This window comes from Paraburkholderia ginsengisoli NBRC 100965 (assembly GCF_000739735.1).
Classification (GTDB): domain Bacteria; phylum Pseudomonadota; class Gammaproteobacteria; order Burkholderiales; family Burkholderiaceae; genus Paraburkholderia; species Paraburkholderia ginsengisoli.
The window spans coordinates 734,235-759,248 of sequence record NZ_BBJF01000004.1 but is presented as its reverse complement, the minus strand read 5'-3'; the positions used below and the strand labels follow the sequence as shown (position 1 = coordinate 759,248).

The 25,014-nt window shown below is 65.0% G+C and carries 20 protein-coding genes; 12 read left to right on the top strand and 8 right to left on the bottom strand.

The window, feature by feature from the left end:
- Window positions 1-45: 45 nt before the first annotated feature.
- Window positions 46-1,230, top strand: a complete 1,185-nt coding sequence (locus BGI01S_RS07390) for a cystathionine beta-lyase (protein ID WP_042323734.1) — start codon at window positions 46-48, stop codon at window positions 1,228-1,230.
- Window positions 1,231-1,497: 267 nt separating this feature from the next.
- On the opposite strand, the gene serB is transcribed toward BGI01S_RS07390, so the two are convergent.
- Window positions 1,498-2,337 carry a phosphoserine phosphatase SerB gene (gene serB / locus BGI01S_RS07385; protein WP_042323733.1) on the bottom strand — a complete coding sequence of 280 codons (840 nt, stop codon included), beginning with the start codon at window positions 2,335-2,337 and terminating at the stop codon, window positions 1,498-1,500.
- 289 nt (window positions 2,338-2,626) lie between these two features.
- Between serB and BGI01S_RS07380 the strand changes: the two genes are divergently transcribed.
- The 4 genes from BGI01S_RS07380 (at window position 2,627) to BGI01S_RS07365 (ending at window position 8,738) form a co-directional block, all read left to right on the top strand.
- Complete coding sequence (locus BGI01S_RS07380) at window positions 2,627-3,862, top strand: cytochrome P450 (RefSeq protein WP_042323731.1); 1,236 nt, start codon at window positions 2,627-2,629, stop codon at window positions 3,860-3,862.
- Window positions 3,863-4,117: 255 nt separating this feature from the next.
- Window positions 4,118-5,158, top strand: coding sequence for a non-homologous end joining protein Ku (ku, locus tag BGI01S_RS07375; protein ID WP_042323729.1), 1,041 nt, complete (start codon window positions 4,118-4,120; stop codon window positions 5,156-5,158).
- 78 nt (window positions 5,159-5,236) lie between these two features.
- On the top strand, window positions 5,237-8,386 hold the full coding sequence (ligD, locus tag BGI01S_RS07370; protein ID WP_042323728.1) for a DNA ligase D: 3,150 nt from the start codon (window positions 5,237-5,239) through the stop codon (window positions 8,384-8,386).
- Window positions 8,387-8,438: 52 nt separating this feature from the next.
- On the top strand, window positions 8,439-8,738 hold the full coding sequence (locus BGI01S_RS07365; RefSeq protein ID WP_042323726.1) for a hypothetical protein: 300 nt from the start codon (window positions 8,439-8,441) through the stop codon (window positions 8,736-8,738).
- Window positions 8,739-9,015: 277 nt separating this feature from the next.
- On the opposite strand, the gene BGI01S_RS07360 is transcribed toward BGI01S_RS07365, so the two are convergent.
- Window positions 9,016-9,969 carry a LysR family transcriptional regulator gene (locus tag BGI01S_RS07360; RefSeq protein ID WP_042323724.1) on the bottom strand — a complete coding sequence of 318 codons (954 nt, stop codon included), beginning with the start codon at window positions 9,967-9,969 and terminating at the stop codon, window positions 9,016-9,018.
- A 148-nt stretch (window positions 9,970-10,117) separates the two neighbouring features.
- Between BGI01S_RS07360 and BGI01S_RS07355 the strand changes: the two genes are divergently transcribed.
- Together BGI01S_RS07355 and BGI01S_RS07350 are read left to right on the top strand one after the other, a co-directional pair.
- Window positions 10,118-11,134, top strand: coding sequence for a zinc-binding alcohol dehydrogenase family protein (locus BGI01S_RS07355; RefSeq protein WP_042323723.1), 1,017 nt, complete (start codon window positions 10,118-10,120; stop codon window positions 11,132-11,134).
- Between the two features lie 519 nt (window positions 11,135-11,653).
- Entirely contained in the window at window positions 11,654-12,217 is a 564-nt protein-coding gene (locus tag BGI01S_RS07350) for a DUF6013 family protein (RefSeq protein ID WP_042323721.1), read from the top strand.
- A gap of 72 nt (window positions 12,218-12,289) precedes the next feature.
- Here the strand turns inward: BGI01S_RS07350 and BGI01S_RS07345 are convergent, their stop codons facing one another.
- Entirely contained in the window at window positions 12,290-13,096 is an 807-nt protein-coding gene (locus BGI01S_RS07345) for an ABC transporter permease (RefSeq protein ID WP_042323719.1), read from the bottom strand.
- Window positions 13,093-13,806, bottom strand: a complete 714-nt coding sequence (locus BGI01S_RS07340; protein ID WP_042323718.1) for an ABC transporter ATP-binding protein — start codon at window positions 13,804-13,806, stop codon at window positions 13,093-13,095. The genes BGI01S_RS07345 and BGI01S_RS07340 overlap by 4 nt, the downstream gene beginning before the upstream one ends.
- Before the next feature lie 230 nt (window positions 13,807-14,036).
- On the opposite strand from BGI01S_RS07340, the gene BGI01S_RS07335 reads away from it, so the two are divergent.
- Window positions 14,037-16,517: an AsmA family protein gene (locus BGI01S_RS07335; RefSeq protein WP_042323716.1), complete on the top strand. Its 2,481-nt coding sequence runs from the start codon at window positions 14,037-14,039 to the stop codon at window positions 16,515-16,517.
- Window positions 16,517-16,642 carry a hypothetical protein gene (locus BGI01S_RS30985; protein WP_255219732.1) on the top strand — a complete coding sequence of 42 codons (126 nt, stop codon included), beginning with the start codon at window positions 16,517-16,519 and terminating at the stop codon, window positions 16,640-16,642. Before BGI01S_RS07335 ends, BGI01S_RS30985 begins: the two co-directional genes overlap by 1 nt.
- A 177-nt stretch (window positions 16,643-16,819) precedes the next feature.
- Here the strand turns inward: BGI01S_RS30985 and BGI01S_RS07330 are convergent, their stop codons facing one another.
- Window positions 16,820-17,311, bottom strand: coding sequence for a hypothetical protein (locus BGI01S_RS07330; RefSeq protein ID WP_042323714.1), 492 nt, complete (start codon window positions 17,309-17,311; stop codon window positions 16,820-16,822).
- Between the two features lie 389 nt (window positions 17,312-17,700).
- Between BGI01S_RS07330 and BGI01S_RS07325 the strand changes: the two genes are divergently transcribed.
- From BGI01S_RS07325 to BGI01S_RS07315, 3 genes are all read left to right on the top strand, one after another.
- A complete protein-coding gene (locus BGI01S_RS07325; protein ID WP_042323712.1) occupies window positions 17,701-19,311 on the top strand; it encodes a sensor histidine kinase in 1,611 nt (536 codons plus the stop codon).
- A gap of 81 nt (window positions 19,312-19,392) precedes the next feature.
- The gene (locus BGI01S_RS07320) at window positions 19,393-19,893 is read left to right on the top strand and encodes a response regulator (RefSeq protein ID WP_042323709.1); all 501 of its coding nucleotides are present in this window, start codon (window positions 19,393-19,395) and stop codon (window positions 19,891-19,893) included.
- An 82-nt stretch (window positions 19,894-19,975) separates the two neighbouring features.
- On the top strand, window positions 19,976-21,949 hold the full coding sequence (locus tag BGI01S_RS07315) for a hybrid sensor histidine kinase/response regulator (RefSeq protein WP_042323707.1): 1,974 nt from the start codon (window positions 19,976-19,978) through the stop codon (window positions 21,947-21,949).
- A 102-nt stretch (window positions 21,950-22,051) separates the two neighbouring features.
- Here the strand turns inward: BGI01S_RS07315 and mscL are convergent, their stop codons facing one another.
- The 3 genes from mscL to argE form a co-directional block, all read right to left on the bottom strand.
- Complete coding sequence (gene mscL, locus BGI01S_RS07310; protein ID WP_042323706.1) at window positions 22,052-22,498, bottom strand: large conductance mechanosensitive channel protein MscL; 447 nt, start codon at window positions 22,496-22,498, stop codon at window positions 22,052-22,054.
- A 90-nt stretch (window positions 22,499-22,588) separates the two neighbouring features.
- Complete coding sequence (locus BGI01S_RS07305) at window positions 22,589-23,623, bottom strand: threonine/serine dehydratase (RefSeq protein ID WP_042323704.1); 1,035 nt, start codon at window positions 23,621-23,623, stop codon at window positions 22,589-22,591.
- Between the two features lie 70 nt (window positions 23,624-23,693).
- On the bottom strand, window positions 23,694-24,920 hold the full coding sequence (argE, locus tag BGI01S_RS07300; RefSeq protein WP_042323702.1) for an acetylornithine deacetylase: 1,227 nt from the start codon (window positions 24,918-24,920) through the stop codon (window positions 23,694-23,696).
- Window positions 24,921-25,014 lie beyond the last annotated feature (94 nt).

Below are 25,014 nucleotides of genomic sequence, written 5' to 3'. Positions count from 1 at the left end.
TCCGCTTCTGTCCAGTTTCTCTCTCTGCTTTCACCGAACATCGCCATGACCCAATCCAAACTCAAACGCGGTCTGCAAACCCGCATCGTGCGCGCCGAGGACCAACTGACGCCGGGCTTCGAATCGTTCTCGATGCCGGTCACGCGCGCGTCGACGGTCGTGTTCCCCGATCTCGCGACCATGCGCGCGCTCGACTGGAAAAACGACGCCCAATGGCGCTACGGCCTGCATGCGACGCCGACCTCGCTCGCGCTCGCGCAGCGCCTCGCTGCGATCGAAGGCGGTAAGCATGCGTTGTTGCAGCCGTCGGGACTGTCGTCGATTTCGAACGTGTACTTCGGCCTCGTCAAGTCAGGCGACGACGTGCTGATTCCCGATAACGTCTATTCGCCGAATCGCGATCATGGCGACTGGCTGGCGCGCGATTTCGGCGTCACGGTGCGCTACTACGATCCGCTGATCGGCGCGGGCATCGCCGATCTGATCCAGCCGAACACGCGCCTGATCTGGATCGAAGCGCCCGGCTCGGTGACGATGGAAGTGGCCGACGTGCCCGCGATCACCGCGGCCGCCCGCGCGCGCAACGTCGTCACGGCGATCGACAACACGTGGTCCGCGGGCCTCGCGTTCCGGCCGTTCGATCATGGCGTCGACATCTCGGTGCAGGCGCTGACCAAGTATCAATCGGGCGGCGGCGACGTGCTGATGGGCGCGACGATCACCGTCGACCGGGAACTGCATCTGAAGCTGAAGGCGGCGCGCATGCGCATGGGGATCGGCGTCTCGTCGGACGACTGCTCGCTGATTCTGCGCAGCCTGCCGTCGATGCAACTGCGCTTCGCGCAGCACGATCGCGCGGCGCTCGGGTTGGCAACGTGGCTGAAGAGCCGTCCGGAAATCGCCGTGGTGCTGCACCCGGCGATCGCCGATTGCCCTGGCCACGAGTTCTACAAGCGCGACTTCACGGGCGCGGGCGGCCTCTTTTCCGTCGTGTTCGACGAGCGCTACAGCGCCGCGCAAATCGACACGTTCTGCGAGTCGCTCGAACTCTTTTCGCTCGGCTGGAGCTGGGGCGGCGCGCACAGTCTCGCGATGCCGTACGACGTGGCGTCGATGCGCACCGAAGGGCAGTGGCCGCATCGCGGGACGCTGGTGCGGTTCTATATCGGTCTCGAAGAGGAGGCGGATCTGCGCGCGGATATCGAGCAGTGTTTGACGGCGCTCGGTTGAACGACTGAGTTCCGGCCGTCACGACGGCAAAATGAGAAGCCCGCCGGGACATGTTCCCGGCGGGCTTTTTTTGTCAAGATAGCCAGTAAGCCTAACCATTCGGCTGAATGTCGGAAACGCCGTCCCGACGCTACGATGGTGCGCGACTCGATTAACGGTTGACGCGCGATGGCGAGCTTCGATGAATCTTTTCTTCCGGATGTCGCTGAATCCTGGCGTGCCGATTGCCGGCCCGATCTTCACGCTGGCGCTTGTCGCACCCACGCATCAGAACAATCGCAGCAACCCGTCCAGTCCAACATGATTGAACGCCACGCTTGCGGCTTCGCGCACCACCGGCTTCGCGCGGAAAGCGACGGATAGCCCCGCAGCGGCCATCATCTTCAGATCGTTCGAGCCGTCGCCCATGGCAATCGCGCGAGCCGGTTCGATACCGAGCGTCGCACATGTTTCGCGCAGCGTGCGCGCTTTCACATCGGCGTTGACGATCTCGCCGACCACGTTGCCGGTCAGCTTGCCGTCCACGATCTCCAGCGTGTTCGCGCGGGTGAAATCGAGACCCAGGCGTGCCTTCAGCTTTTCGGTAAAGAACGTGAAGCCGCCCGAAACCAGCAGCGTTTTCAAGCCGGCGTCTTTTGCGCCGGCCAGCACCCGCTCCGCGCCTGGCGAGAGTTGCAGGCGCTCCTCATAAACGCGTTCGAGCGCGCTCGCGTCGAGACCCTTGAGCAGCGCGACGCGGCGCGTCAGGCTCTCGTTGAAGTCCTTGATCTCGCCGCGCATCGATGCTTCGGTAATGGCAGCCACTTCCGCTTTCAGTCCGCAGAAGTCGGCGATCTCGTCGATACATTCGATCGTAATCAGCGTCGAGTCCATGTCCATCGCGACCAGCCCGAAGTCGCGCAACTGGCGGCCGGCCTCGACGAACGCGTAGTCGAGTTGATGGGCCGCGCAATAGACCTCGATATCGGCGCGCTGCGCGACGTTGGCGTCGGCGATGCGAAGCGCGTTCGCGTCGATGACAGCGGCGTGCGAACCGCGTGCGAGTGCGATGAGCGTGGTGTGGTGATCGGCGGAAAGAGGCGCGGGGCTTTGAATGACGAGGTTCATGGACGACGCAGTGACGCAGGAAAGGGGGCGCGCGGCGCGCGCGGAAAATCCCGCTATTGTATCGGTTCCGGTGGACGCGCCATCGCGGGAGCCTGGGAGGCGCTGCGCATTCACCTGTGCATTCCCCAGGCGCATCCATCGTGCATTCACGCAACGCCCGGTTCATACTGTCGCTTCAAACGACGCCCATCAGCCCGTGCCGTCCTGACTTCGCGCTCTCGACCCACCCCGCGCGAATCGAAACCCACGCACGGTACAAGCAACGAGGCGCACCCTACGGAGACAACGCATGACCCCCGCGACCGCCAGCGACGCATCCATCCTTGCACGCGACTTCGATCTGCGCCACCTGAGCCCCGCGTTCTACGCCGATCCCTATCCGGTCTATCACGCGCTGCGTGCCCACGAACCGATCAGGCGCATGCCGGACGGCTCGCTATTTCTCACCCGCTTTCGCGACGTGCAGGCGGTCTACCGCGACCCGAAAACCTTCAGCTCCGACAAGACCGTCGAGTTCAAGCCGAAGTACGGCGATTCGCCGCTCTATGCGCATCACACCACGAGCCTCGTCTTCAACGATCCGCCGCGTCACACGCGCGTGCGCAAGCTGATCGCCGGCGCGCTCACGGCGCGCGCAATCGCGGCGATGGAGCCGGGCCTCGTGCGCCTCGTCGACGGCCTGCTCGATGCGGCGGCCGAACGTGGCCGCATCGATCTGATCGGCGAGTTCGCGTCGGCGATCCCGGTCGAGATCATCGGCAATCTGCTGGACGTGCCGCACGACGAGCGCGAGCCGCTGCGCGACTGGTCGCTCGCGATCCTCGGCGCACTCGAACCGTCGCTCAGCGACGCGCAGCTCGCACGCGGCAATCGCGCGGTGAGCGAATTCGTCGACTATCTGCGCGATCTGGTCGCACGGCGCCGGCGCGAACCGGGCGACCCGCAGCACGACGTGCTGACGCGGCTGATCCAGGGCGAAGCCGGCGGCGAGCAATTGTCGGAACCGGAGTTGCTGCAGAACTGCATTTTCATTCTGAATGCCGGACACGAGACCACCACGAATCTGATCGGCAACGGTCTCGTCACGCTCACCGAGTGGCCCGAGCAGCGCGCCGCGTTGCTGCGTGAGCCGTCGCTGATCGAACCGGCGATCGAGGAATGCCTGCGCTACGAGAGTTCGAACCAGCTCGGCAACCGCATGGCGACCGTCGATACCGAGATCGGCGGTGTCGCGGTCGCGCGTGGCACGCCGGTCACGCTGTGCATCGGCGCGGCCAATCGCGACCCGGAGCAGTTCGCGGAGCCGGACCGTTTCGATATCCGCCGCGAGCCGAACCGGCATCTCGCGTTCGGCTTCGGTATCCATCAGTGCGCGGGGTTGTCGCTGGCGCGGCTCGAAGCGCGCATCGCGATCGGACGTTTCGTGCAACGCTTTCCGACTTATCGCCTCGCCGGCGAACCGACGCGCGGCGGCCGCGTGCGCTTTCGCGGTTTCGCGTCGGTGCCGGTCGAGGTCGCGGTCTGAATCGTGGCGTGATTCGTGGCCTGGCCGCGGGCCAGGTTGTGCCTAAGTTGCGCAATAAGTCGCGCCCGCCGCCGGCCTACAGGCAGATCACGCACCGTAGCTTTTGCCGGCCACACGCAAGACTTACAGCCCGTCCTGAAGGCCGCGCGGCGCCCGCAAGAGGCTGCGCGGCGCCCACGCCGCGCGCCGGCTCCGGCCGGAACCCGTGGCACGCTTGCTGCTTGACGTAAGGCCTTAAGCCCACGGGAGCGCACGATGGCACACATGATCTGGAAAGGCGCAATCAGTTTCGGGCTCGTCCACGTGCCGGTGCAGTTGTATCCGGCGACGCAGTCGGAGAAAGTCGGCTTCAATCTGCTCGACAAGCGCAGCATCGATCCGGTCGGCTACAAGCAGATCAACAAGCGCACCGGCAAGGACGTGACCCGCGAGAACATCGTGCGCGGCTTCGAGTATGAAAAGGACAAGTACGTCGTGCTGTCGGACGACGAGATTCGCGCGGCGAATCCGGAGTCGACGCAGACGGTCGATATCCTCGCCTTCGTCGACGCCCCCGACATCTCGTTCCTCTATCTCGACACGCCGTACTTCCTCACGCCCGACCGCAAAGGCGACAAGGTGTACGCGCTGCTGCGCGAGGCGATGAAGGCGTCGGGCAAGGTCGGCGTCGCGAGCGTCGTGCTGCACAACAAGCAGCATCTGGCCGCGCTGATTCCGGTTGGCCCGGTGCTGGCGCTGAACACGCTGCGCTGGGCTGCCGAGGTGCGCAGTTTCGATGAATTCAAGCTGCCGCCCGAAGGCATGAAGGCCGCGGGCGTCTCGGCGCGGGAACTCGACATGGCGAAGAAGCTGATCGACGACATGAGCGATGCGTGGGACCCGTCGCAGTATCACGACACGTTCCGCGACGACATCATGGCGCTGGTCGAACGCAAGATTCGCGCGGGCAAGACCGAGGAGATCACCGAGGTCGAAGCACCGCACGAGTCACGGCAGTCGGCCGACATTCTCGATCTGTCCGATCTGCTCAAGCGGAGTTTGGGCCGCGGCAAAGGCAAGCCCGCGGCGGGCGGCCGCAAGCGCGCGGCCGCCGATGATGACGAGCAGGACGACGCGCAGACCGATGGCGAAGACGACGCCAAATCCGCCGCGCCGGCTCGCAAGAAGCCTCGGGCGACGCGCGCCGCGAGTCCGTCGCGCAGTCGCAGCAGCGGTAGCGGCAGCGCGGGCGGCCGCTCGAGCACGGCGAAAACTGCGGCAGCGCCAGCGGCCCGCAAACGGCGCGCGGCGGCCTGAAGGCCCGGCGGGCGGGTTGACGCACACACCGTTGCCGGTTAGCGCCGCACTCCATCCACTCTCGACGACGTCATCGCCATGAACGACAGACTCGATCTTTATCATCGCAAGCGGCGCTTCGACGAAACACCGGAGCCCGCCGGCGCGCGCGCGAGCGGCAAGCGGGCCGGTCGCAAGGCCGCGCCGCGCGCAGCGGACGAGGCGCTCTCGTACGTGATTCAGGAACACGACGCTCGGCGATTGCATTACGACTTCCGGCTCGAACTGAACGGCACGCTGCTGTCGTGGGCGGTGCCGAAGGGGCCGAGCCTCGATCCGTCGGTGAAGCGGCTCGCGGTGCACGTCGAAGATCATCCGGTCGAATACGGTTCGTTCGAAGGGGAGATTCCTGCCGGCAATTACGGCGCGGGCAGCGTGATCGTGTGGGATCGCGGCACGTGGGAACCGGTCGGCGGCGCGGCGGAAGCGGCGCGCACCTATGCGGCCGGCAAGCTCAAATTCAGGCTGCACGGCGAGAAGCTGCGCGGCGGCTGGACGCTGGTGCGCAGTCACATGCGCGGCAGCGGCGACAAGGAGCAGTGGCTGCTGATCAAGGAGCGCGATGACGAGGCGCGCGACGAGAGCGAGTACGACGTGCTGAAGAAACTGCCGGGCAGTGTGATGGGCGGCGGGGCATCGGCGGGTAAAAGCGGAAAGGCGGCGAAAGCACGGGCGGCAGGCAAAGGTGAACAGAAAGCGGTCAGTCCGCGTGCGCGTAAAGCCGCGGCGAGCGGCGAGGATGAGCCCGGAGCGGAAACCGCGTCCACCACATCGAGCAAACGCGGACGCAAGGCCGCGAGCGAATCGGTCGCGTCTCCTAAAGCGAAAGCGGCTTCAAATGCAGCCACAGCCGCCGCGAAAGCGACCGCCAGCGGCAAATCGAAGTCAGCGTCGGGCGGCGCCGATCCCAAGCGGCCCGACATCGTCTCTACACGTACCGCGGAGTCGCTGCGCGAGCTGGCGGCGTCGCCGTCGATCGAGGGAGCCGTCAAGGCGCGTCTGCCGGCTGCGTTCAAACCGCAACTGGCGACGCTCGTCGACGCCGCGCCCCCCGGCGACGACTGGTCGTACGAGATCAAGTTCGACGGATATCGCGTACTCGCGCGCATCGACCGATCTGCGAAAGACGGCGGCGTTCAGGTGTTCACGCGCGCAGGCAACGACTGGACCGCGAAGTTCGGCAAGCAGGTCGAGGCGCTCGGCGCACTCGAACTCGACAGCGCATGGCTCGACGGCGAAGCGGTTGTGCTCGACGACAACGGCGTGCCGAGTTTTCAGGCGCTGCAAAACGCATTCGATTCGAACCGTCCGCAGGACATCGTCATTTATCTGTTCGACGTGCCGTTTCTGAACGGCTACGACTTGCGCGGCGTGCCGCTCGAACAGCGCCGCGCGATCCTCCGCGCGCTGCTGGACGAGGTCGACGACAGCGTGCTGCGCTTCTCGAACGACTTCGAGTTCAGCGCCGACGAACTGCTCCGAAGCGCATGCGACATGGCGCTCGAAGGGATCATTGGCAAGCGGCGCGACAGCGGCTATCTGTCGGGGCGTTCGCAGACGTGGATCAAGCTGAAGTGCCGGCGGCGCCAGGAGTTCGTGATCGGCGGATATTCGGAGCCGAGCGGTAGCCGCGCGGCATTCGGTGCGCTGCTGCTCGGCGTCTACGACGGCGAAGGGCGCCTGCGTTACGCCGGGCGGGTCGGCACCGGCTTCGACGCGGCGTTGCTGCGCTCGGTCAAGCAGGCGCTCGATGCGCATGAGACGAAGCGCATGCCGTTTGCCGACGCGCCGCGCGAGCGCAGCCGCACGCCGGTGCATTGGGTGGACCCGGTGCTGGTCGCCGAATGCAACTTCGCCGAATGGACGACGGAGGGCATCGTGCGCCAGGCGTCGTTCGTGAGCTTGCGCGACGACAAACCGGCGCGTCAGATCGTCAAGGAAACATCTCGTCAGGGAGGCGACGTGCAAGAGCAAACAGATAGCGGAGTCGATGCCGCGCCGAAGAAGCGGGGTGGGGCGAAGGGTGGTGCGAGTGGTGCGGGTGAGAAAGCATCGTCTGCGAAGGGTGCTGCTTCGTCAAAGACTGCTGTCTCTGAGGTGGCTGCTTCGAAGACCGCGCGCTCAAAGACCACGGCTTCGAAGACTGCCTCAAAGACCACGGCTTCGAAGACTGCCTCAAAGACCACAGCTTCGAAGACTGCTGCATCAAAGACCGCAACCGCGCAGACCCCGGCTGCGAAAACCGCAACCGCAAAGCCCGCTACCAAAACCACCACCACCACAAAATCAGCCCCCCCCGCCGAAGTCGCCGGCGTCCGCATCTCTCACCCCGACCGCGTCATCGACAAAAGCACCGGCACTCGCAAGATCGATCTCGTGCAGTACTACGAGTCCGTCGCCGACTGGATGCTGCCGCATCTGCAAGACCGGCCCGTGTCGCTGGTGCGCGCGCCCGAGGACATTGGCGGCGAGCTGTTCTTCCAGAAGCACAGCCAGAAGCTGTCGATTCCGAACGTTACGCAGCATCCCGGCCTCGACCCCGGCCATCCGCCGCTGATCACCGTCGAGACGATCGAGGCGCTGGTCGGCGCCGCGCAAATGGGCACGGTCGAATTTCACACGTGGAATGCGGTCGCCGCGAACATCGAAAAGCCCGATCGCGTCGTGTTCGATCTCGACCCCGACGCGGCGCTCGGCTGGGAGCGCATGATCGAAGCCGCGCAACTCACGCGCGAGCTGCTCGAAGAACTCGGCCTCAAGTCGTTCTGCAAAACGAGTGGCGGCAAGGGGCTGCATGTCGTCGTGCCGCTCGCGAAGCAGGCCGGCTGGGACGAGGTGAAGAATTTCTCGCAAGCCGTCGCGCAGCATATGGCGACGATGCTGCCGAAGTACTTCAGCGCCAAAATGGGCGCGCAGAACCGCAAGCAGAAGATCTTCATCGACTACCTGCGCAACAATCGCGGGTCCAGCACGGTGGCCGCATTCTCCGCACGCGCACGGCCTGGCCTGGGCGTATCGGTGCCGCTCGCGTGGGACGAGGTGGCGGCCACCACGAGCGGCGATCAATGGAACATCGAGAACCTGCACGAGCGGCTCGCGAGTCTGCGCAGCGATCCGTGGGCGGACTATGCGAAGACGCGTCAGCGCATCACCGCCGCAATGAAAAAACGCCTGGACGAAGCGCAGTGAGCGCTTGCCGGCCCACCCCACTCACCACCATTCAATACGAGAGGAGCACATCATGAAGACCGCACCGCAATCGTCGGACGGCGACAAGCAAGCCGATCCGGATGTGGGCAAACAGCCGCGTTCGCTGCAGGACGCCGCCGCGCCGCTGCCGCACGAAAGCGATCAGGATCCGGAGTCGCAGCACGAGGACGCGCCGCGCCATGTCGGCAAACAGGCGCATCGGGATCTGGAGCGCGGGTTGAAGGACACCGACCGGCGCGGTGGCGACGAGTATCAGCAGAAGACGCAAAACGATGCGCATACCGATGTCAATTCGGACGACGAACCGACGGGAGCGGGGCGGCGCGGTTAGCGGTGAAGATGCGGGGCAAGCGCTGGCACGATGGCCGAAGCGAAACGGGCCAGCGCTTGCTACCAGCCATCCCGAAGCCAGGCTCGGCAAAAGACGCAAGCGCATGCGGCACGCTGACATCGGTTCGAACGGCGAGGCGGGTGCGGGATCGATTCGTTAGCGCTCAGAGAAGCTGCCGCGCGAACGCCGTCGAGATAACCGGATCAACGCACGGGCAGTTTTGCCGTCAGGCCGTCACACGCGATCATGCGAGACCTTGGCAACTCGTCCCGCCACCTCACCCCAACGCCCCGTCCCAATAAGGCGGATCGCCGAAATGCGCCGCCAGAAACTCGATGAACGCGAGCGTCTTCGGCGGCACGAATGCGCGGCTCGGATACACCGCCCAGATCGCGACGTTCTCGGCCAATGGATAAGCATCGAGCACGCCCACCAGGTCGCCGCTGCGCAGATACGGCGCCACGTCCCACGTCGATTTGAGCGCAATGCCGAAGCCCGCCAGCAACGCGTCGCGGATCACCTCGCCGTTGTCGGTGACGAGGCGTCCGCTCACGCGTACATTAAGCGGCCCGGCGGGCGTGACGAAAGCCCAGTCGCGCTGGTCCGACAGGATCATGCATTCGTGTTCCGCGAGATCCGACGGATGATGCGGCGTGCCGCGCGCGGCGAGGTAGGCGGGCGCCGCGCACAGTACCCGCCGGTTCACCGCGAGGCGCCGCGCGACCAATGACGAATCCTTCAGCACGCCGACGCGGATCGCCACGTCGATCCCCGCATCCACCAGATCGACCAGTTGATCGGTCAGCCGCAGATCGACGCTCACGCCGGGATAGCGGCGCAGAAATTCGCTGATCACCGGCGACACGTGCTGACGCCCAAACGAGGACGGCATCGACACCCGCAAGCGGCCTTGCGGCTCGGCCTGCGCGCGGCCCACCGACGCGCGCGCGGCGGCGGCCGCATCGAGTAGCGCTTCGGCGCGTTTCATGAACACTTCGCCGTCCTGCGTGAGACTGATGCGGCGGGTGGTCCGGTGCAGCAGGCGCGCGCCGAGCAGTCTTTCGAGTTGCGCAATCCGCGCGCTCGCGACGGCCGCCGACAGCCCGAATTCGCGGCCGGCTGCGGACACGTTCGCGAGTAGCGCGGCGCGCACGAACAGCGCGACGTCGAGCAGATCGAGCCGCTCCCGCTCGCTGGGCGAGCCGCGCAAGGCCGGGGCAGGAAGATTCATTATTCTGAAATTCAAAAGTATGTTTCAGCCATTATGACGGTTTTAGCAGAATAAGAACCGTCGTAGGATGGCGCCAATGGATCGACAAGGTCGCCTGCCTGGGCCGCCGGTCCGCCACTCATCTGAACGAACAGGACAGGAGCACGCTATGAAAGCCGTTGGTCTCTACCGCTATTTGCCGATCGATCAAACCGAAGCGCTGATCGACGTCGACATTCCGAAGCCCGAAGCGACGGGGCGCGACCTGCTTGTGAAGGTCGAGGCCATTTCCGTCAATCCGGTCGACACCAAAGTGCGCGCGCCGAAAGACACGGTCGAAACGACGCCGCGCGTGCTGGGTTGGGACGCCGCCGGCACCGTCGCGGCGGTCGGGCCGGAGGTTATGCTGTTCAAGGTCGGCGATCCGGTGTTCTATGCCGGCAGCATCACGCGGCCGGGCGCGAACAGCGAGTTCCATCTGGTAGACGAGCGGATCGTCGGGCGCAAGCCGGCGTCACTCGACTTCACGCACGCGGCCGCTTTTCCGTTGACGGCGATCACTGCGTGGGAAGCGTTGTTCGATCGCCTCGGCGTGTCGCCGCAAGGCGCTGACGAAGGCCGCACCGTGCTGATTTTCGGCGGCGCGGGCGGGGTCGGCTCGATCGGCATTCAACTCGCCAGGCAGTTGGCGAAGCTGAAAGTGATCGCGACCGCGTCGCGTCCCGAATCGGCACGATGGGTCACCGAGTTGGGCGCGGATCACGTCATCGATCACTTCGGCGACATTCCCGCGCAGTTGAGCAAGCTCGGCATCGACCAGGTGGATTACGTGCTGATGTTCAACGACACCGATAAGAATTTTCCCGTGGCCGCGCAAATCATCAAGCCGCAGGGCAGCATCTGCACGATCGTCGAAAACAGCGCCCCGGTGCCGGTCGAACTGTTAAAGGCGAAGAGCGCCGCGTTCCATTGGGAGTTCATGTTCACGCGTTCGATGTTCGGCACGCCGGACATGATCGAGCAGCATAAGTTGCTGACCGAGGTGGCGCGCCTGATCGATGCGGGCACGTTGCGCACGACCGTCGGCGAGGCGATCGGCACGATCAACGCGGAGAATCTGCGCCGTGCGCATCAATTGCTCGAATCGGGGCGCGCGATCGGCAAGCTGGTACTGACGGGCTTCTAGTCCGCGCATCGCATTGCTCTGATGGGATCGATATGGCCGGCGCCGCAGCGATGCGCGCCGGCCATTTTCATTGGCCGCGCATGCTGCATGCGGCGTGGGTTAGCGTCAGCGCGTCGTGATAACGAACGTGTGTGTTCACGCGCGCGGTTTGCGCCGCCTCGGGCCCGGTCAGCGCTGCGAGTTGTGCGTTGCTCGTAGCCGGCGTCGAGCGTTGCGGCTTCATCGCTCGCGATGCCGCAAGCCGCCTCGGCCGCAGTACGTTAGAGATGTCTCGATGCCACCATCACATGCACATCGTCGATCGCACGCGCAGAAAACACATCCCCGCAAGCGGGTTAACACCCGACCTCGCGCGGCACGCGCAGCGTCGCGCTTGGCGTTAGACTGATGGAGCATCATGCGAAAACAGTTGCGTGTCTCGCGCTCCGGCTCGCCGGAGCCGGGCGGCCCGCTCGGACGGTGCGGCACAGTCGGTTGCGCTGAAGCGGGCGCGCAGCGGCACAACAGCGAGGTGACAGTATGAGCCCCAGCTTCAAACTCTCCGCCGTTTCGGTTGTCGCTTCTCTCGCCTGCGCGTTCGCGCCCGCCATGTTCGCGCCGGCGGCTCACGCGGCCACGCCGATCACGGTGACGTCCCAGTCCGCGCTCGACGGTCCGATCCGCTACACGGTGCGCGTCACGTCGAAGCAGTTCGGCAATTCGCAGGAAACCCGCACGATCCGCTCCGGTGAATCCGACGACTTCACGTGGAAGACGGTGCCCCCGGGCGGCGCGGTGGCCGCCACGGATGCGTGTCCGAACTATGCGTCGCTGGCCGTCGACACTAACGGCGCGATGATTCGCCAGACGCAGATCCGCTTTGCGCCGGTGGTCGCCGGCGACGGCACCGCGAGCGTGCAGATGAGCTTCCAGGCGCAGACGCCGCACGGTGTGAAGACCGTGACGAGCGGCGGCAAAACGCTCAAGTGTCCGAACGATGTACGCGTGAGCCAGATTCTGCGTTTTACGATGCCGGTCAACGGCAGCACGAAGACGCTCACGCTCAGCGACGGCACCGAGGTGGCGGTCAGCGCAAAGCGTTGACGTTGTGGGAGGGGGAGGTGGCGGCGCGCCATGCTTTGCGGCGATGTCTTCAGCGAGCCCCCCAGCTCCACCTCACCGCCGCGCCGTTTCCCGCTCCACCAATCGCGCGGACAGAAACCGGTGCTCCGCCGAAAACAGCCGCCGGTACGTCAGCAGCACCGCGCCCACGGTTCCCAGTGCCGACGACGCCGCGATCAAGAACATGATGACGATCTGATAGCGCACTGCCTGCAACGGCGACTGCCCCGCGAGCACCTGGCCGGTCATCATGCCGGGCAGGCTCACCACGCCGACCACCGCCATCTGGTTCAAGGTCGGCATCATGCCCGCGCGTACCGCCTGGCGTGCCGGTGCCTGCGCCGCTTCCCAGCGCGTCGCACCGAGCGCGAGCGCCATGTCGACCCGATCGCGCCGCGCCGTCAATTCCTCGGTCATCCGCTCGATGCCGAGCGATACACCCGTCAGCGTATTGCCGAGGATCATCCCGAGAATCGGAATCGCATATTGCGGTTCGTACCACGGATGAATGCGGATCACGACGAACAACCCGACCGCGGCCACCAGCCACGAACTGACCCAGATCGACAGCACGCTGTCCGCGCGTTGCCCGGCATAGGTGCGACTGCCGCGTTGCGCGCCCGCGAAGCCGGCGATCAGGGTCATCACGATCATCAACGGAAGCACGACGAACCAGTGGCTGTAGCGGAACACCCAGCCGAGCAAATAGCCGATCGCGAGCAACTGCACCACCGTGCGCAGCGCGGCCCACGCGAGCTTGCGTTCGAGATCGAGCTTCAGCAACACCGACACCGCGCCGTTCACGACGATCAGCAGCGCGGCAATCGCGACGTCCCACAGACTCAGGTTCTGCAATGTCATCGGGCGGGCTCCTGATGCGCGGGCGTGGCAGCGGTGCTTTCGTCGAGCGTGCCGGCGCGCATCGTCAGATGACGCTCGCTCATGCGCGCGGCTTGCGCTGGATCGTGCGACACCCAGATCGACGCGTGGCGCTGCGGATCGGCGTCGAACCACGCGCGCACGAGGCCCTCGATCGCATGCGACGAGTCCGGGTCGAGCGACGCGGTGGGTTCGTCGAGCAGCAGCACTTCGGGCGCCAGTTGCAGCACGCGGATCAGTGCCGTGATCTGTGCTTCGCCGCCGGACAGCTCGCTCGCGCGCTGGTCGAGAAAGTCTCCCGCGCGGCCGGCCTGAGCGGCGAGGCTGGCCGCCCGCGCACGATCGAAGCGTACGTCGCGATAGGTACGCAGTTCGAACGGGTAGCGCAGGTTGTCTTCGACGGTGCCGTCGAGCAGCGCGGGTCGCTGCCGCAGATACGCGACATTGCGCCGGTAACGCGGAATCGCGCCGCGCTCGACCGTTGCGCCGTGCCACATGATGCGCCCTGCATCGAGCGGGTCGAGGAGCGCGAGCGCGCGCAGGAACACGCTCTTGCCGGAGCCGGACGCGCCGGTGATCGCGACGCGGTCGCCGGCATGCAGTGCGAAGGTAGTCGGCTGCAACAGCGTCTGGCCGCGCAGTGCATCGCGCCGCATGATGCCGTCGGCGAGGACGAGGGGAGCATCGGTCATGAGTCGGATCGTAGTGGGGTTGTGTCGTTATGGCGAAGCAGTGAAGCCTGAAGCGTTGCAGCACTGAAGCAATGAAAAAGCGACGCCGTAATGACGTGCGGACCGCACGGCTGCGGCCAATCTGCTGTGCCGTCGCGCAGCATGATAAAACGACGGCACGAGCCTTCGCTCATCCGGGCACGAGATCTGCTGCTCGGTCCGCAATGTAGAAAAAATGACGGAGCTTCTCAATGGCAGTGTCGACCACCGTCGGACGGCGGATCGCAAAAATCATCGCATGGCTGCTGGCGACTGTCGTCATCCTGATCGTCGCGCTAGTCATTTTTATTTTGACCTTCGACTGGAACCGCGCGCGGCCTTACGTCAACGACAAGGTCACGCAGGCGATCGGCCGGCCTTTCGCGATCAACGGCGATCTGAAGGTGGGCTGGCGTCATCCGGTCGGCGAAACAGGCTGGCGCGGCTGGGTGCCCTGGCCGCGCTTTTCGGCCGCTAACATCACGGTCGGCAATCCCGACTGGACCAAACAGCCGCACTTCGCCACGCTCGACGAAATCGATTTCCAGGTCAAGGTGCTGCCGCTGCTCGCGCATGACATCGTGATCCCCGCGATCAACCTCGTGAATCCGTCGGTCGATCTCGAACGTCTGCTCGACGGCCGCAACAACTGGACTTTCAAATTGCCTGCTTCCACCGGTCCGTCCGAATGGAAGCTCGATCTGCACGACATCGCGTTCGCGAAGGGCAATATTGCGCTGTCCGATCAGCAGAAGAAGGTCGACGTTCAGATGGTCATCGACACGCTCGGTCAGCCGATTCCGATTGGCGAAGCGATGAAGCAGCAGGAAGCGGCGTCGCGCAGCGCGTCGGCGCAGGCGATCGGCAAGGCGGGCGCCAGCAAGCTGACCGCGCAGGCGAATGCGCAGGCGGCGTCGGAAGCAGCGGCCGCTTCGGCGGCGGCGGCCTCGGGCGCGTCGGCGACGGATATCAACGCGTCGGGGGTGACGGCGGCGACAGGCGCGTCGGGCGCGCTGATGGCCGGCGGCTCGAAGGCGGCCAGCAAAGGCGCGAGCGGCGCGGTCGTCGCCTCGGGCGCGAGCGATGCGAAAGCAGACACGACAGCCGACGCCGCAGCGAAGCGCGACATCCCGCCGTATGCGATCGGCTGGACCATCAAGGGCACTTACAACAAGACGCCGGTGGCGGGCAGCGGCAAGGTCGGCGGCGTGCTCGCGCTGCAGGACGCGAACCGTCCGTTCCCGGTGCAGGCCGATGTGAAGGCGGGCGATCTGCACGTCGGGCTCGTCGGCACGATCACCGATCCCGCGCATCTCGCGGCGGTCGATCTGCGTCTCTGGCTGCAAGGCAACAGCATGGCGCGCCTCTACTCGCTGACCGGCGTGACCTTGCCCGACACGCCGCCGTATGCGACCGAAGGCCGGTTGATCGGCCAGTTCAAGTCGAGCGGCAACGTCTTCAAGTATGAAAATTTTACAGGCCGGGTCGGCGGCAGCGATCTGAACGGTTCGCTGACCTATACGGCGCGTGAGCCGCGGCCGCTGCTGCAGGGCGAACTGGTGTCGCATCTGTTGCAGTTCTCCGACCTCGCGCCGGTGATCGGCGCGGACTCGAACGCGAGCAAGGCCAAACGCGGCGACGCGACGGCGCAGCCGAGCGGCCGGGTACTGCCGGTCGAGGAGTTCCGCACCGACCGCTGGAAGGCGATCGACGCTGACGTCAAGTTCACCGGCCGGCGCATCGTCAAGAGTCCGGATCTGCCGATCACGGACCTGTACACGCATGTCGTGATGACCGATGGCGTGCTGTCGCTGGAGCCGCTGAAGTTCGGCGTCGCGGGCGGCTCGCTCGCGTCGGACATTCATCTGGATGGAAGCGCGGTGCCGCTGAAGGGCCGCTTCGCGACCTCGGCGCGGCATCTGAAGCTCAAGCAGTTGTTCCCGAACTTCAAGACGATGCAGAACGCGCTCGGCGAAATCAACGGCGATGCCGCATTGACCGCAACCGGCAATTCACCGGCGGCGCTCGCGGCGACTTCGAACGGCGAGGTGAAAGCGCTCGTGACGGACGGCACGGTGAGCCGTCTGCTGATGGAAGCGGCGGGGCTGAACGTGGCGAACGTCGTGTATGAAAAACTGTTCGGCAATCGCGACGTGAGGATCAATTGTGCGGCCGCCGATTTCGTCGCGACCAACGGCGTGCTCGAGTCGCGCATCTTCGCGCTCGATACCGACGACGCGGTGATCAACATCGACGGCACCGTCAATCTGCGCGACGAGACGCTGGATCTGGGCGTGCATCCACATACGAAGGGCTTCCGCGTGTTTTCGCTGCGCTCGCCGCTGTACGTGAAGGGTACCTTCAAGGACCCGCACGTCGGCGTGAATGCGGCGGCGCTCGCGTTGCGCGGCGGCGCGGCGGTCGGGCTCGGCCTGATCAATCCGTTCGCGGCGCTGATCCCGTTGCTTGCGCCCAGCAACAACAAGCCGCTGCCGTGCGCGCAGTTGTTGTCGCAGGTTCGCCAGGCGCCGACTGCGCCGCCGCCCGGCGTCAAGCAGAAGCCGAAGGCGCCGCTGTCGCTCGACGGCGCGCCGGTCAACAAGTCCAGCGGCGGCGCGTCGTCGCCTGCCGCGGTGAATCGGAAGCCCGCTGCCGTGTCGCCGGCGAGCGCCGCCGAATATAAGGGGAGCTGATGATTTCCGCACTGCCCCCGGACTGGCTGAGCTGGAGTGTCGGCGGCGGCTTGTCTTTCATTTTCCTGTGGTTGATCAGCGTGCCGCCCATGCGCGGCCACGCGGACGAGTCGCTCGCCGAGTAAGGAAGCCAACGCATGAGATTAATGCGGCGCGCGCGTGCGAATGCACATGCGCGTGCTCGCCGCGCATGACAGGTTCAACTAAAGTTCAACTGAAGGGAATGGAACGCGGCGCCGCCTGCTTAAAGCCGGCGACACCGCCACAGGCCGGTGCAGGAATGACCGGACAGCGGACCGCGCTTACCTCAAGGAACGCGGTGCGGCATCGCCCGCCGCATCCTGCCGACGCACCCCGCGGCGCGAGCCGACGCGCGTGGCGCCGAATTCCGTGAGGATCTTGCCGCGTGCGCGGCTGGCAAACACAAGGAAGCCGAAGCCGTCCGCTTCGTACCAGTAACCGCCGTTCTCGAGACCGTCGAGCGGCTGTTCCAGCGCATTCGTGATCGATTCGATGCAGCGCCTGCGCAATTCCGCGGGCGCCGGGTAAGGGGGCTGCGCGCCACGCACGCTGCACAGGAGCACGTCGAGCCCTGGCAGCACGTGCGCATAAAGGACCGGCTCGTCTTGCGCACGAGCGCGCGCAATCTTGGTGTCGAGCTGACCGAACGGCTTGAAATGCCGCAGTACCGCGAGGAACGACTCGTCGCCGTCCACCTTCGCGCGTCTACGCTTTTTCGGGAAGGACATAAAAATTCGCCTGAAAAAGAATTGCAAGAAACGCTGCGTCCTCATGCGACAACTCCCGGCTTCGCGCGCCGCACGTCGATCTTTTATAGCATACGACAAGGCCGGATTCACGATGATTCGACGACAGCGCCGCCTCACCGCTTCCCGCACGAATCATGCCGAACCGCCTCGCTGCGCGCTTTCGCTTCCCAGCACATCTGTTCTCCATCATAGACGCACGAGCCGCCGAAAAAACATCCGATACCAATAAAAAAGTCATTTTTATGTGGGCGAGCGCAACTTGCGGTTGCGTTGAAATATCTCGCATTCACGTCGATAATGGCCCGTCCGGCTGCACTGCGCAGCGCGCCACGCAGTTGAATGTGGCGCGTCGGCGGGGCGCGCGCAACCGGTGCTCGCGAGCCGCTTCGGCTCGAACGACCCTTCGGGCGAACATGAAATTATTCACCAAGGGTCTGCTGCTGATTGCAGTGCCGAGCGTGGTCGAGCTGGCGCTTCTTGGCGTCGTCTTCGATACCCAGGAGCAGACAGCGCAGGCCGCGCAGTGGGTCGACAACAGCAAGCAGATCCTCTATCAGTCGTCGGCCATCGTCGATCCGCTGCTGCGTCAGGCCGCGCGAATCCGCACGGCCATGGCGACCGGCGACGCGTCGCTGATCGACCGTCATACGGTGTGGGTCGACCTCGGCGATCGTCTGTCGAAGCTGGATGCGCTGGTCGCGGGCACGCCGCAGCAGGTGGCGCGCGTGCACAACATACAGAAGATGATCGACGCGTATCGCGCGCACACGCTCGCGATTTCGCAGGCGCTGCACGAGGGACGCAGCCTCGCTCCGTTCATCGCGCTGGAGACCGGCGCATTGCCGCGCCCGATCGTACTGTTTCGCGACGAACTCGCCGCATTCGGCAACGAGGCCGCGCGGCTCGACGCCGACCGCTCGGCCGCGCTTGCGCGGCGCCGCGCGCGTCAGCAGTACGCGTTGATCGGCGCGGTGCTCGGCTCGATGCTGATCTGGGCGGCCACCGCGGTGGTATTCGCGCGCAGCATCGGCCGGCGGCTGGAAGTGTTGACCGGCAACGCCGAGCGCCTCGGCAGCGGCCGGCCGCTCGCGGCGCCGCTGTCGGGCAGCGATGAAATCGCCACGCTCGACGCGGTGCTGCATCAGACCGGCGTGCGTCTGCGCGAGGCGGAACGCGAGCAGGCCGCGCTGAAAACGCGGCTCGAAGCGCGCGCGCGGGAACTGGCGGGCGTCAACGAAGAACTGCGTCAGGAAACGCAAGACAACGAAATGTTCATCTACAGCGTGTCGCACGATCTGCGCTCGCCGCTGGTGAATCTGCAAGGCTTTTCGAAGGAATTGCAGGTGTCGTGCGACGAACTGGACAGCATCGTCGCGCGGGCCGGATTGCCGGAAGCGGAGCATCGCCGCATGGCGCATATTCTCGACGGCGACGTGCGCGAGTCGCTGCATTATCTGCGCACGGCGGTGACGCGGGCGGCGTCGATCATCGACGCGCTGCTGCGGATTTCGCGCGCGGGCCGGCTCGAATATCAATGGCAGCGAGTGAGCGTCGGACGTGTGGTGAGCCGGGTGGTCGACACGTTGCAGGGCGCGATAAGCCAGCGCGCGGCGGTCGTCACGGTGCGCGAGTTGCCGCCGGCCTGGGGCGACCCGGCCGCGGTCGAGCAGATCTTCAGCAACCTGATCGGCAACGCGCTGAACTTCCTCGACCCGGCGCGCAATGGACGCGTCGAAGTCGGCGCGCTCGCGCCGGAATCGGTCGATGAAAGCGAGCCGCACGCGGTGCGCCTGCGCACCTACTACGTCCGCGATAATGGCCTCGGGATTCCGGCCGCGTACATGTCGAAGGTGTTTCGCGCGTTCCAGCGTCTGCACGGCGAGGTCGCGCGCGGCGACGGCATCGGGCTCGCGGTGGTGCGGCGCACGGTCGAGCGGCACGGCGGGCGAGTCTGGGTCGAGTCGGCCGAAGGCGCGGGCTCGACTTTCTTCGTCGCGCTGCCGGAACAGCCGATGCGGCTCTGACACCGCACGGCGGATGGCGGCAACGGGGCGGGGCAATGCGGCATGCGGCACGTGTCGGAGAATCGTTAGTACGGAGAGCATATGGGTCACGGGGAAACGGTCAGCATCGTGCTGATCGAAGATGACGACGGCCACGCCACGCTGGTCGAACGCAATCTGCGCCGCGCCGGCATCACGAACGGCTTCTTGCGCTTTCGCGACGGCCAGCAGGCGCTCGATTACTTCTTCGGCGCCGAGACGCCTGACGCTCCAGGCGCTCCGGCGAGTGCCGCTGCGAACGCGTATCCGCCATGCGAGGATCTGACCCAATTCGTCGTGCTGCTCGATCTGAAAATGCCGCGCGTGGACGGCTTCGAAGTGCTGCGGCGGCTGAAGGCGTCGCCGCGAACCGCCTCGGTGCCCGTGATCGTGCTGACCACCACCGACGATCCGCGCGAAATCGCACGCTGCTACGAACTCGGTTGCAACGTCTACATCTGCAAGCCGGTCGAATACGATGCGTTCATCGAAGCGGTGCGCCGGCTTGGGTTCTTCCTGCAAGTGGTCAAGCTCCCGCCGGGCCACCGGCTCGCCGCGCCATGATCGCGTCGCCGTGCATGACGGGATGGACCCCATCCACACAACGAACCGTTAGACCCACCGATTCAGCCAGAGACCAGTCCGCATGACCGAAGACGTATCCACGCCGCCCGCCGCGTATGTGCTTGTCGTCGATGACGACGAAGGCATCCTGCGGCTCGCGCGCAAGTCGCTCGAACGCGCCGGCTGCCGGGTCGCGATCTGCGCGGGCGTCGACGCCGCCCGCGAGCGGCTCGCCACCGGCGGTCCCGATCTGCTGGTGCTCGACTATCAATTGAGCGGTCCGGAATCCGGGCTCGACTTTTTTCGCCGCCTGCGCGCGGAGGGCGTGCGGATTCCCGCGATCCTCGTGACCGGCTTCACCGACGAATCGCGCGTGATCGAAGCGTTGCGCGCGGGCGTGTCCGACGTGGTGCCGAAGTCCGGCGACTATCTCGATTACCTGCCGGAAGCGGTCGAGCGCGTGCTGTCGCAAGTGCGGCTGCAACGAGCCTCGGACGAAGCGTTGCTGCTGCGCGATCGCGAACAGCATTACCGGACTTTGTCGGAAGCGTTGCCGCACCTCGTGCTGACCTGCAACGCGGAGGGTGACTGCGATTTTCTGTCGAAGCAGTGGTGCGATTACACGGGCCTCTCCTGCCACGCTTCGTATGGTCTCGCGTGGCTCGACGCCGTGCATCCGGACGATCGCGACGAGATTCGCCGCAGCTGGCTGAAGGCGGTGGCGAGCCAGGCCGGCGACTATCGGCACGAGATGCGGATTCGCCGTCATGACGGCGAGTACCGCTGGTTCGACGCGCGCGTGGTGGCGATGCGCGACGCGGAGCACAACGTCGTCAAATGGTTCGGCAGTTGCACGGACATTCATTCGCAGCGCGAGGCGATCGAGGAGCGCGAGCGGCTGCTCGCATCCGAGCAGGCGGCGCGTCAGACATCCGAAGAAGCGAACCGCGCGAAAGACCGCTTTCTTGCGATGCTGTCGCACGAATTGCGCACACCGCTCACGCCGGTGCTGGCCGGCGCGCGCGTGCTGGAGATGATCCCCGATCTGCCCGAGGAGGCGCGCAACAGCGTGCGCATGATTCGCCGCAACGTCGAACTCGAAGCGCGGCTGATCGACGATCTGCTCGATCTGACGCGCGTGGCGAATGGCAAGCTGCGGCTCTCGCTCGAAACCGTCGACGTGCACGACGTGATGGACAGCGTGCTCGAACTCTTTCGCAGCGAGATTCAGGTCAAGCAGCAGGACGTGCATGTCGACAAGCGCGCGACGCATCACTACGTGCTGGCCGATCGCGCGCGCCTGCAACAGATGCTGTGGAATCTGATTCGCAATGCCGCGAAGTTCACGCCGGACGGTGGCCATATCTACGTGCGTACCCGCGACGAACGCATGCACGTGCAGATCTCCGTCGAAGATACCGGCATCGGCATCGCGCCGGAGCAGATCGGCAAGCTGTTCAACGCGTTCGAGCAGGGCAACCAGAACATGACGCGGCAATTCGGCGGATTGGGGCTCGGACTCGCCATCACCAAAGCGCTCACCGACGTGCACGGCGGCACGGTGACCGCGCACAGCCCTGGCGCGCATTGCGGCGCGACCTTCACGATCACGTTGCCGACCGCGGCGGCGCCTTCCGTCACGCAACCGGTCGCGGTGCCGGCTGCGGCGCATCCGGCCGGACTGCTGACCATCCTGCTAATCGAGGATCACGTGGATACCGCCGAGGTGATGGCGCAGTTGATCCGCAGCCTGGGTCACGACGTGACCGTGGTGGGCCGCGTCGACGATGCGCTGGCCGCCACCCAGCAACAGGACTTCGATCTGGTCGTCAGCGACGTCGGTTTGCCGGATGGCACAGGCCTCGATTTCATCAAGGCGTTCCGCGAGCATTCGGATGCGCCAGCCGTGGCACTGACCGGCTTCGGCACCGATGATGACGTGCGCCGCTGTCTGAGCGCGGGCTTCACTTCGCATCTGACGAAGCCTGTCAATTTCGGCCAGCTCGAAACGGTGATTGAAAGCGCGGTGAATCTGAAAGCGCAGAAGCGGGCGTGACGCGCGGGGCGTATTAAAAGAGAAAGGCCTGTTGCGATAAGAATCGCAACAGGCCTTTCTCTTTATTCGATCCAGCGCATGGAGTACGCCGGACCGCCATGTTCAACGCGGCGAGTTCTTCAACGAATCGCGGATTTCACGCAGCAGCAGCACGTCTTCCGGCGTCGGCGCCGGTGCCGCCGGTGCGGCTTCAGCCGGCTTGCGCAGATTGTTGATGAACTTGACCATCAGGAAAATGATGAACGCGAGAATGATGAAGTTGATGAGCACCGTGATGAACGAGCCATAACCGATCACCGCCACGCCCGCGGTCTGCAAGTCTTTATACGACGTCGGGTTGCCGTGATAGGTCGGCGGAATCTCGCCGAGGCGAATGAACATATTGGAGAAATCGAGTCCGCCGGTGGCAATCCCGACGATCGGCATGATCAGGTCTTTAACAACTGAATTGACAATGGTGGAAAAAGCGCCGCCGATAATCACACCGACCGCAAGATCCATCACGTTGCCTTTAAGGGCAAATTCTTTGAATTCCTTGATCATGCTCATAGAGGTTCCTCCCAAGTATCAATAGGCGAATGATACCAACCTGAGAAGGATAGGCTAGTCTTTTGGGCGCAAGCGCACCGACGAATGTTCCTACCGAGGAAACTGTGACTCGCTGTGACGCGCACGTTCGAGATGCGCGGCAAAACTGACCGGGTCGGTATTGGTGCCGCACAACAGCACGCCCACGCGCTTGCCTTGCAACTGTTCGCGCAACGGTCCGAGCAGCGCTGCGGTGGCCGCCGCGCAAGCCGGTTCCACCGCGAGCTTCAGTTGTGCGAACAGGATCAGCATGGCCGCGCGCAACTGGTCGTCGGAGACGGTCACGAGCTGGTCGATATGACGGCGGCACAACTCGTAGCTGTATTCCTCGGTATGCGGCGACATCAGCGAATCGGCGATGCTGTGCATGTGGCCCATCTTGACCGTGTGATTAGCGGCGAAACTTTTGTTCATCACGTCCGCGCCTTCGGGCTCCACGCCGAACACATGCACGTTCGGATTGGCGAGCCGCATCGCGGTCGAGACACCGGCCGCGAGACCGCCGCCGCCGATCGGCACGATCACCGCTTCGAGATCGGGCGTTTGCGTGGCCCATTCGTAGCCGAGCGTGGCCGAGCCCAGCACCGTGCGATAACCATTGAACGGGTGCACGAAATAGCGGCCTTCTTCTGCCTCGATACGGCGCACGAGTTCGAACGCCTCGGCAATGTCTTCCGCGTACACGATGTCGGCGCCATACTCCCGGCACAACGCGACGCGCGCCGGATTCGCCGCGCGAAACAGCACGACCTTCGCGCTAATACCCAGACGCTGCGCCGCATACGCGAGCGCGACCGCATGATTGCCACCCGACACGCAGGTGACGCCCGCGCTGCGCTGGCTTTCATCGAGCGCGAGCAGGTTCGTGAACGCGCCGCGCGCTTTGAAGCTGCCGCCCGCCTGCAGCAGTTCGAACTTGAAATTCACCACCGTGCTTTCCAGCGACGAAAAGTCGGTTCGGTCGAACACCGGCGTTCGCATGACCCACGGCGTCAACGCAAAATGCTGCGTGGCGATGTCGTCGAGCGTGGGGATCGGCTCGCCGTCGATCGTGTGGTCGGTGTGCTGCGGCGTGGCGGATGACATGGCAGGAACGGGTTGTCCTCGGTGAGGGTGAGACTCGTGTTGTGTAAGACACGTTCCGCCGCGCGCAGTTTCAGAGAGCGTGAGCCTCGACCGACATGCTGCGGATGAATTTCTGCAGGAAACGCTCGCACGCCACCAACTGATCCAGCGCGACGAACTCATTCGCCTTGTGCGCCTGCTGGATGTCGCCGGGGCCGCACACGATGCTCGGAATGCCCGCCAGCGAAAACAGTCCCGCTTCGGTGCCGTACGCGACCTTGCGCTTGTCCTGGTCGGCGGTCAGCGCACGCACGAGCTGCGTGATCGCGGCCTGCTCGGAGGAATCGAGCCCGGGCGCCGCGGCGATCTTCGTGATCTCGATAGCCGCCGACGGATGCTCGCGCAGCATCTTCGGCAGCAGCGTTTCACGTGCGTACTGATCGATGCGCGCAAAGATCGGTTCGGGGTCGAGCGTGGGCAGGTTGCGGAATTCGAACTGGAACTTGCATTCGGCCGGCACCGTGTTGATCGCATTGCCGCCGCTGATCGTGCTGGTCTGCGCGGTGGTGAAGGGCACGTCGTACAGCTCGTCGAACGGACCTTGCTCGCGGAACTGATCGGCCATGTCGCGGATGTAGCAGATCAAACGCGCGGCGTACTCGATCGCGTTCAAGCCCTTCGGCGTCAGCGACGAATGCGCCGCCTGGCCGCGCACGCAGCACTGGTACGCGTTGATGCCCTTGTGCGCCACGATCGGACGCATGCTGGTCGGCTCGCCGACGATGCAGCCGTCCGGTTTCACGCCGCGCTTCATCAGATCGGCGATCAGCAACGGGGCACCCGCGCAACCCACTTCCTCGTCGAACGACAGCGCGAAGTGAATCGGCCTGGCGAGCTTCGCGCGTTGCATGTCCGGCACGAGCGCGAGCGCCGCGCCGATGAAGCCTTTCATATCGCAGGTGCCGCGGCCATAGAGTTTGTCGCCGCGAATCTCCGGCTTGAACGGATCGCTGTCCCATTGCTGGCCGTCCACCGGCACGACGTCCGTGTGTCCCGAGAGCACGACGCCGCCATTCGTTTCGCCGTCGTGCGCGGGGATCGTCGCGAATAGATTCGCCCATTTGCCGCCGCGTTCGTCGTGCGTGAGCGTGGCTTCGATGCCGGCCGCGCGCAGCTCGTCGCGCACCGTTTCGATCAGACCGAGATTCGGATTGCGGCTGACCGTGTCCATCGACACGAGACGGGTGACCCAGGGCAGCGAGACGGGGGAGGACGAATCGGAAGAGGACGACGGCGCTGTTTCAGCGACATGAGACATGAGAAGACTCCGGCATTTGAGTCTTTCGATCATACCCAAAAAAAATGCGCCCGTATGCTGCAGTGGGCATTGGCGCACCGCAGCATCAGCGAAA

Excerpts from the sequence above, each read along its gene's own strand:
- BGI01S_RS07350 (WP_042323721.1), top strand. The coding sequence starts at position 11,654 with ATGAGCCCCAGCTTCAAACTCTCCGCCGTTTCGGTTGTCGCTTCTCTC.
- BGI01S_RS07345 (WP_042323719.1), bottom strand. The coding sequence starts at position 13,096 with ATGACATTGCAGAACCTGAGTCTGTGGGACGTCGCGATTGCCGCGCTG.
- BGI01S_RS30985 (WP_255219732.1), top strand. The coding sequence starts at position 16,517 with ATGATTTCCGCACTGCCCCCGGACTGGCTGAGCTGGAGTGTCGGCGGC.
- serB (WP_042323733.1), bottom strand. The coding sequence starts at position 2,337 with ATGAACCTCGTCATTCAAAGCCCCGCGCCTCTTTCCGCCGATCACCAC.
- BGI01S_RS07305 (WP_042323704.1), bottom strand. The coding sequence starts at position 23,623 with ATGTCATCCGCCACGCCGCAGCACACCGACCACACGATCGACGGCGAG.
- BGI01S_RS07330 (WP_042323714.1), bottom strand. The coding sequence starts at position 17,311 with ATGAGGACGCAGCGTTTCTTGCAATTCTTTTTCAGGCGAATTTTTATG.
- mscL (WP_042323706.1), bottom strand. The coding sequence starts at position 22,498 with ATGAGCATGATCAAGGAATTCAAAGAATTTGCCCTTAAAGGCAACGTG.
- argE (WP_042323702.1), bottom strand. The coding sequence starts at position 24,920 with ATGTCTCATGTCGCTGAAACAGCGCCGTCGTCCTCTTCCGATTCGTCC.
- BGI01S_RS07380 (WP_042323731.1), top strand. The coding sequence starts at position 2,627 with ATGACCCCCGCGACCGCCAGCGACGCATCCATCCTTGCACGCGACTTC.
- ku (WP_042323729.1), top strand. The coding sequence starts at position 4,118 with ATGGCACACATGATCTGGAAAGGCGCAATCAGTTTCGGGCTCGTCCAC.
- BGI01S_RS07360 (WP_042323724.1), bottom strand. The coding sequence starts at position 9,969 with ATGAATCTTCCTGCCCCGGCCTTGCGCGGCTCGCCCAGCGAGCGGGAG.
- BGI01S_RS07315 (WP_042323707.1), top strand. The coding sequence starts at position 19,976 with ATGACCGAAGACGTATCCACGCCGCCCGCCGCGTATGTGCTTGTCGTC.
- BGI01S_RS07320 (WP_042323709.1), top strand. The coding sequence starts at position 19,393 with ATGGGTCACGGGGAAACGGTCAGCATCGTGCTGATCGAAGATGACGAC.
- BGI01S_RS07365 (WP_042323726.1), top strand. The coding sequence starts at position 8,439 with ATGAAGACCGCACCGCAATCGTCGGACGGCGACAAGCAAGCCGATCCG.
- BGI01S_RS07390 (WP_042323734.1), top strand. The coding sequence starts at position 46 with ATGACCCAATCCAAACTCAAACGCGGTCTGCAAACCCGCATCGTGCGC.
- BGI01S_RS07340 (WP_042323718.1), bottom strand. The coding sequence starts at position 13,806 with ATGACCGATGCTCCCCTCGTCCTCGCCGACGGCATCATGCGGCGCGAT.
- BGI01S_RS07355 (WP_042323723.1), top strand. The coding sequence starts at position 10,118 with ATGAAAGCCGTTGGTCTCTACCGCTATTTGCCGATCGATCAAACCGAA.
- BGI01S_RS07335 (WP_042323716.1), top strand. The coding sequence starts at position 14,037 with ATGGCAGTGTCGACCACCGTCGGACGGCGGATCGCAAAAATCATCGCA.
- BGI01S_RS07325 (WP_042323712.1), top strand. The coding sequence starts at position 17,701 with ATGAAATTATTCACCAAGGGTCTGCTGCTGATTGCAGTGCCGAGCGTG.
- ligD (WP_042323728.1), top strand. The coding sequence starts at position 5,237 with ATGAACGACAGACTCGATCTTTATCATCGCAAGCGGCGCTTCGACGAA.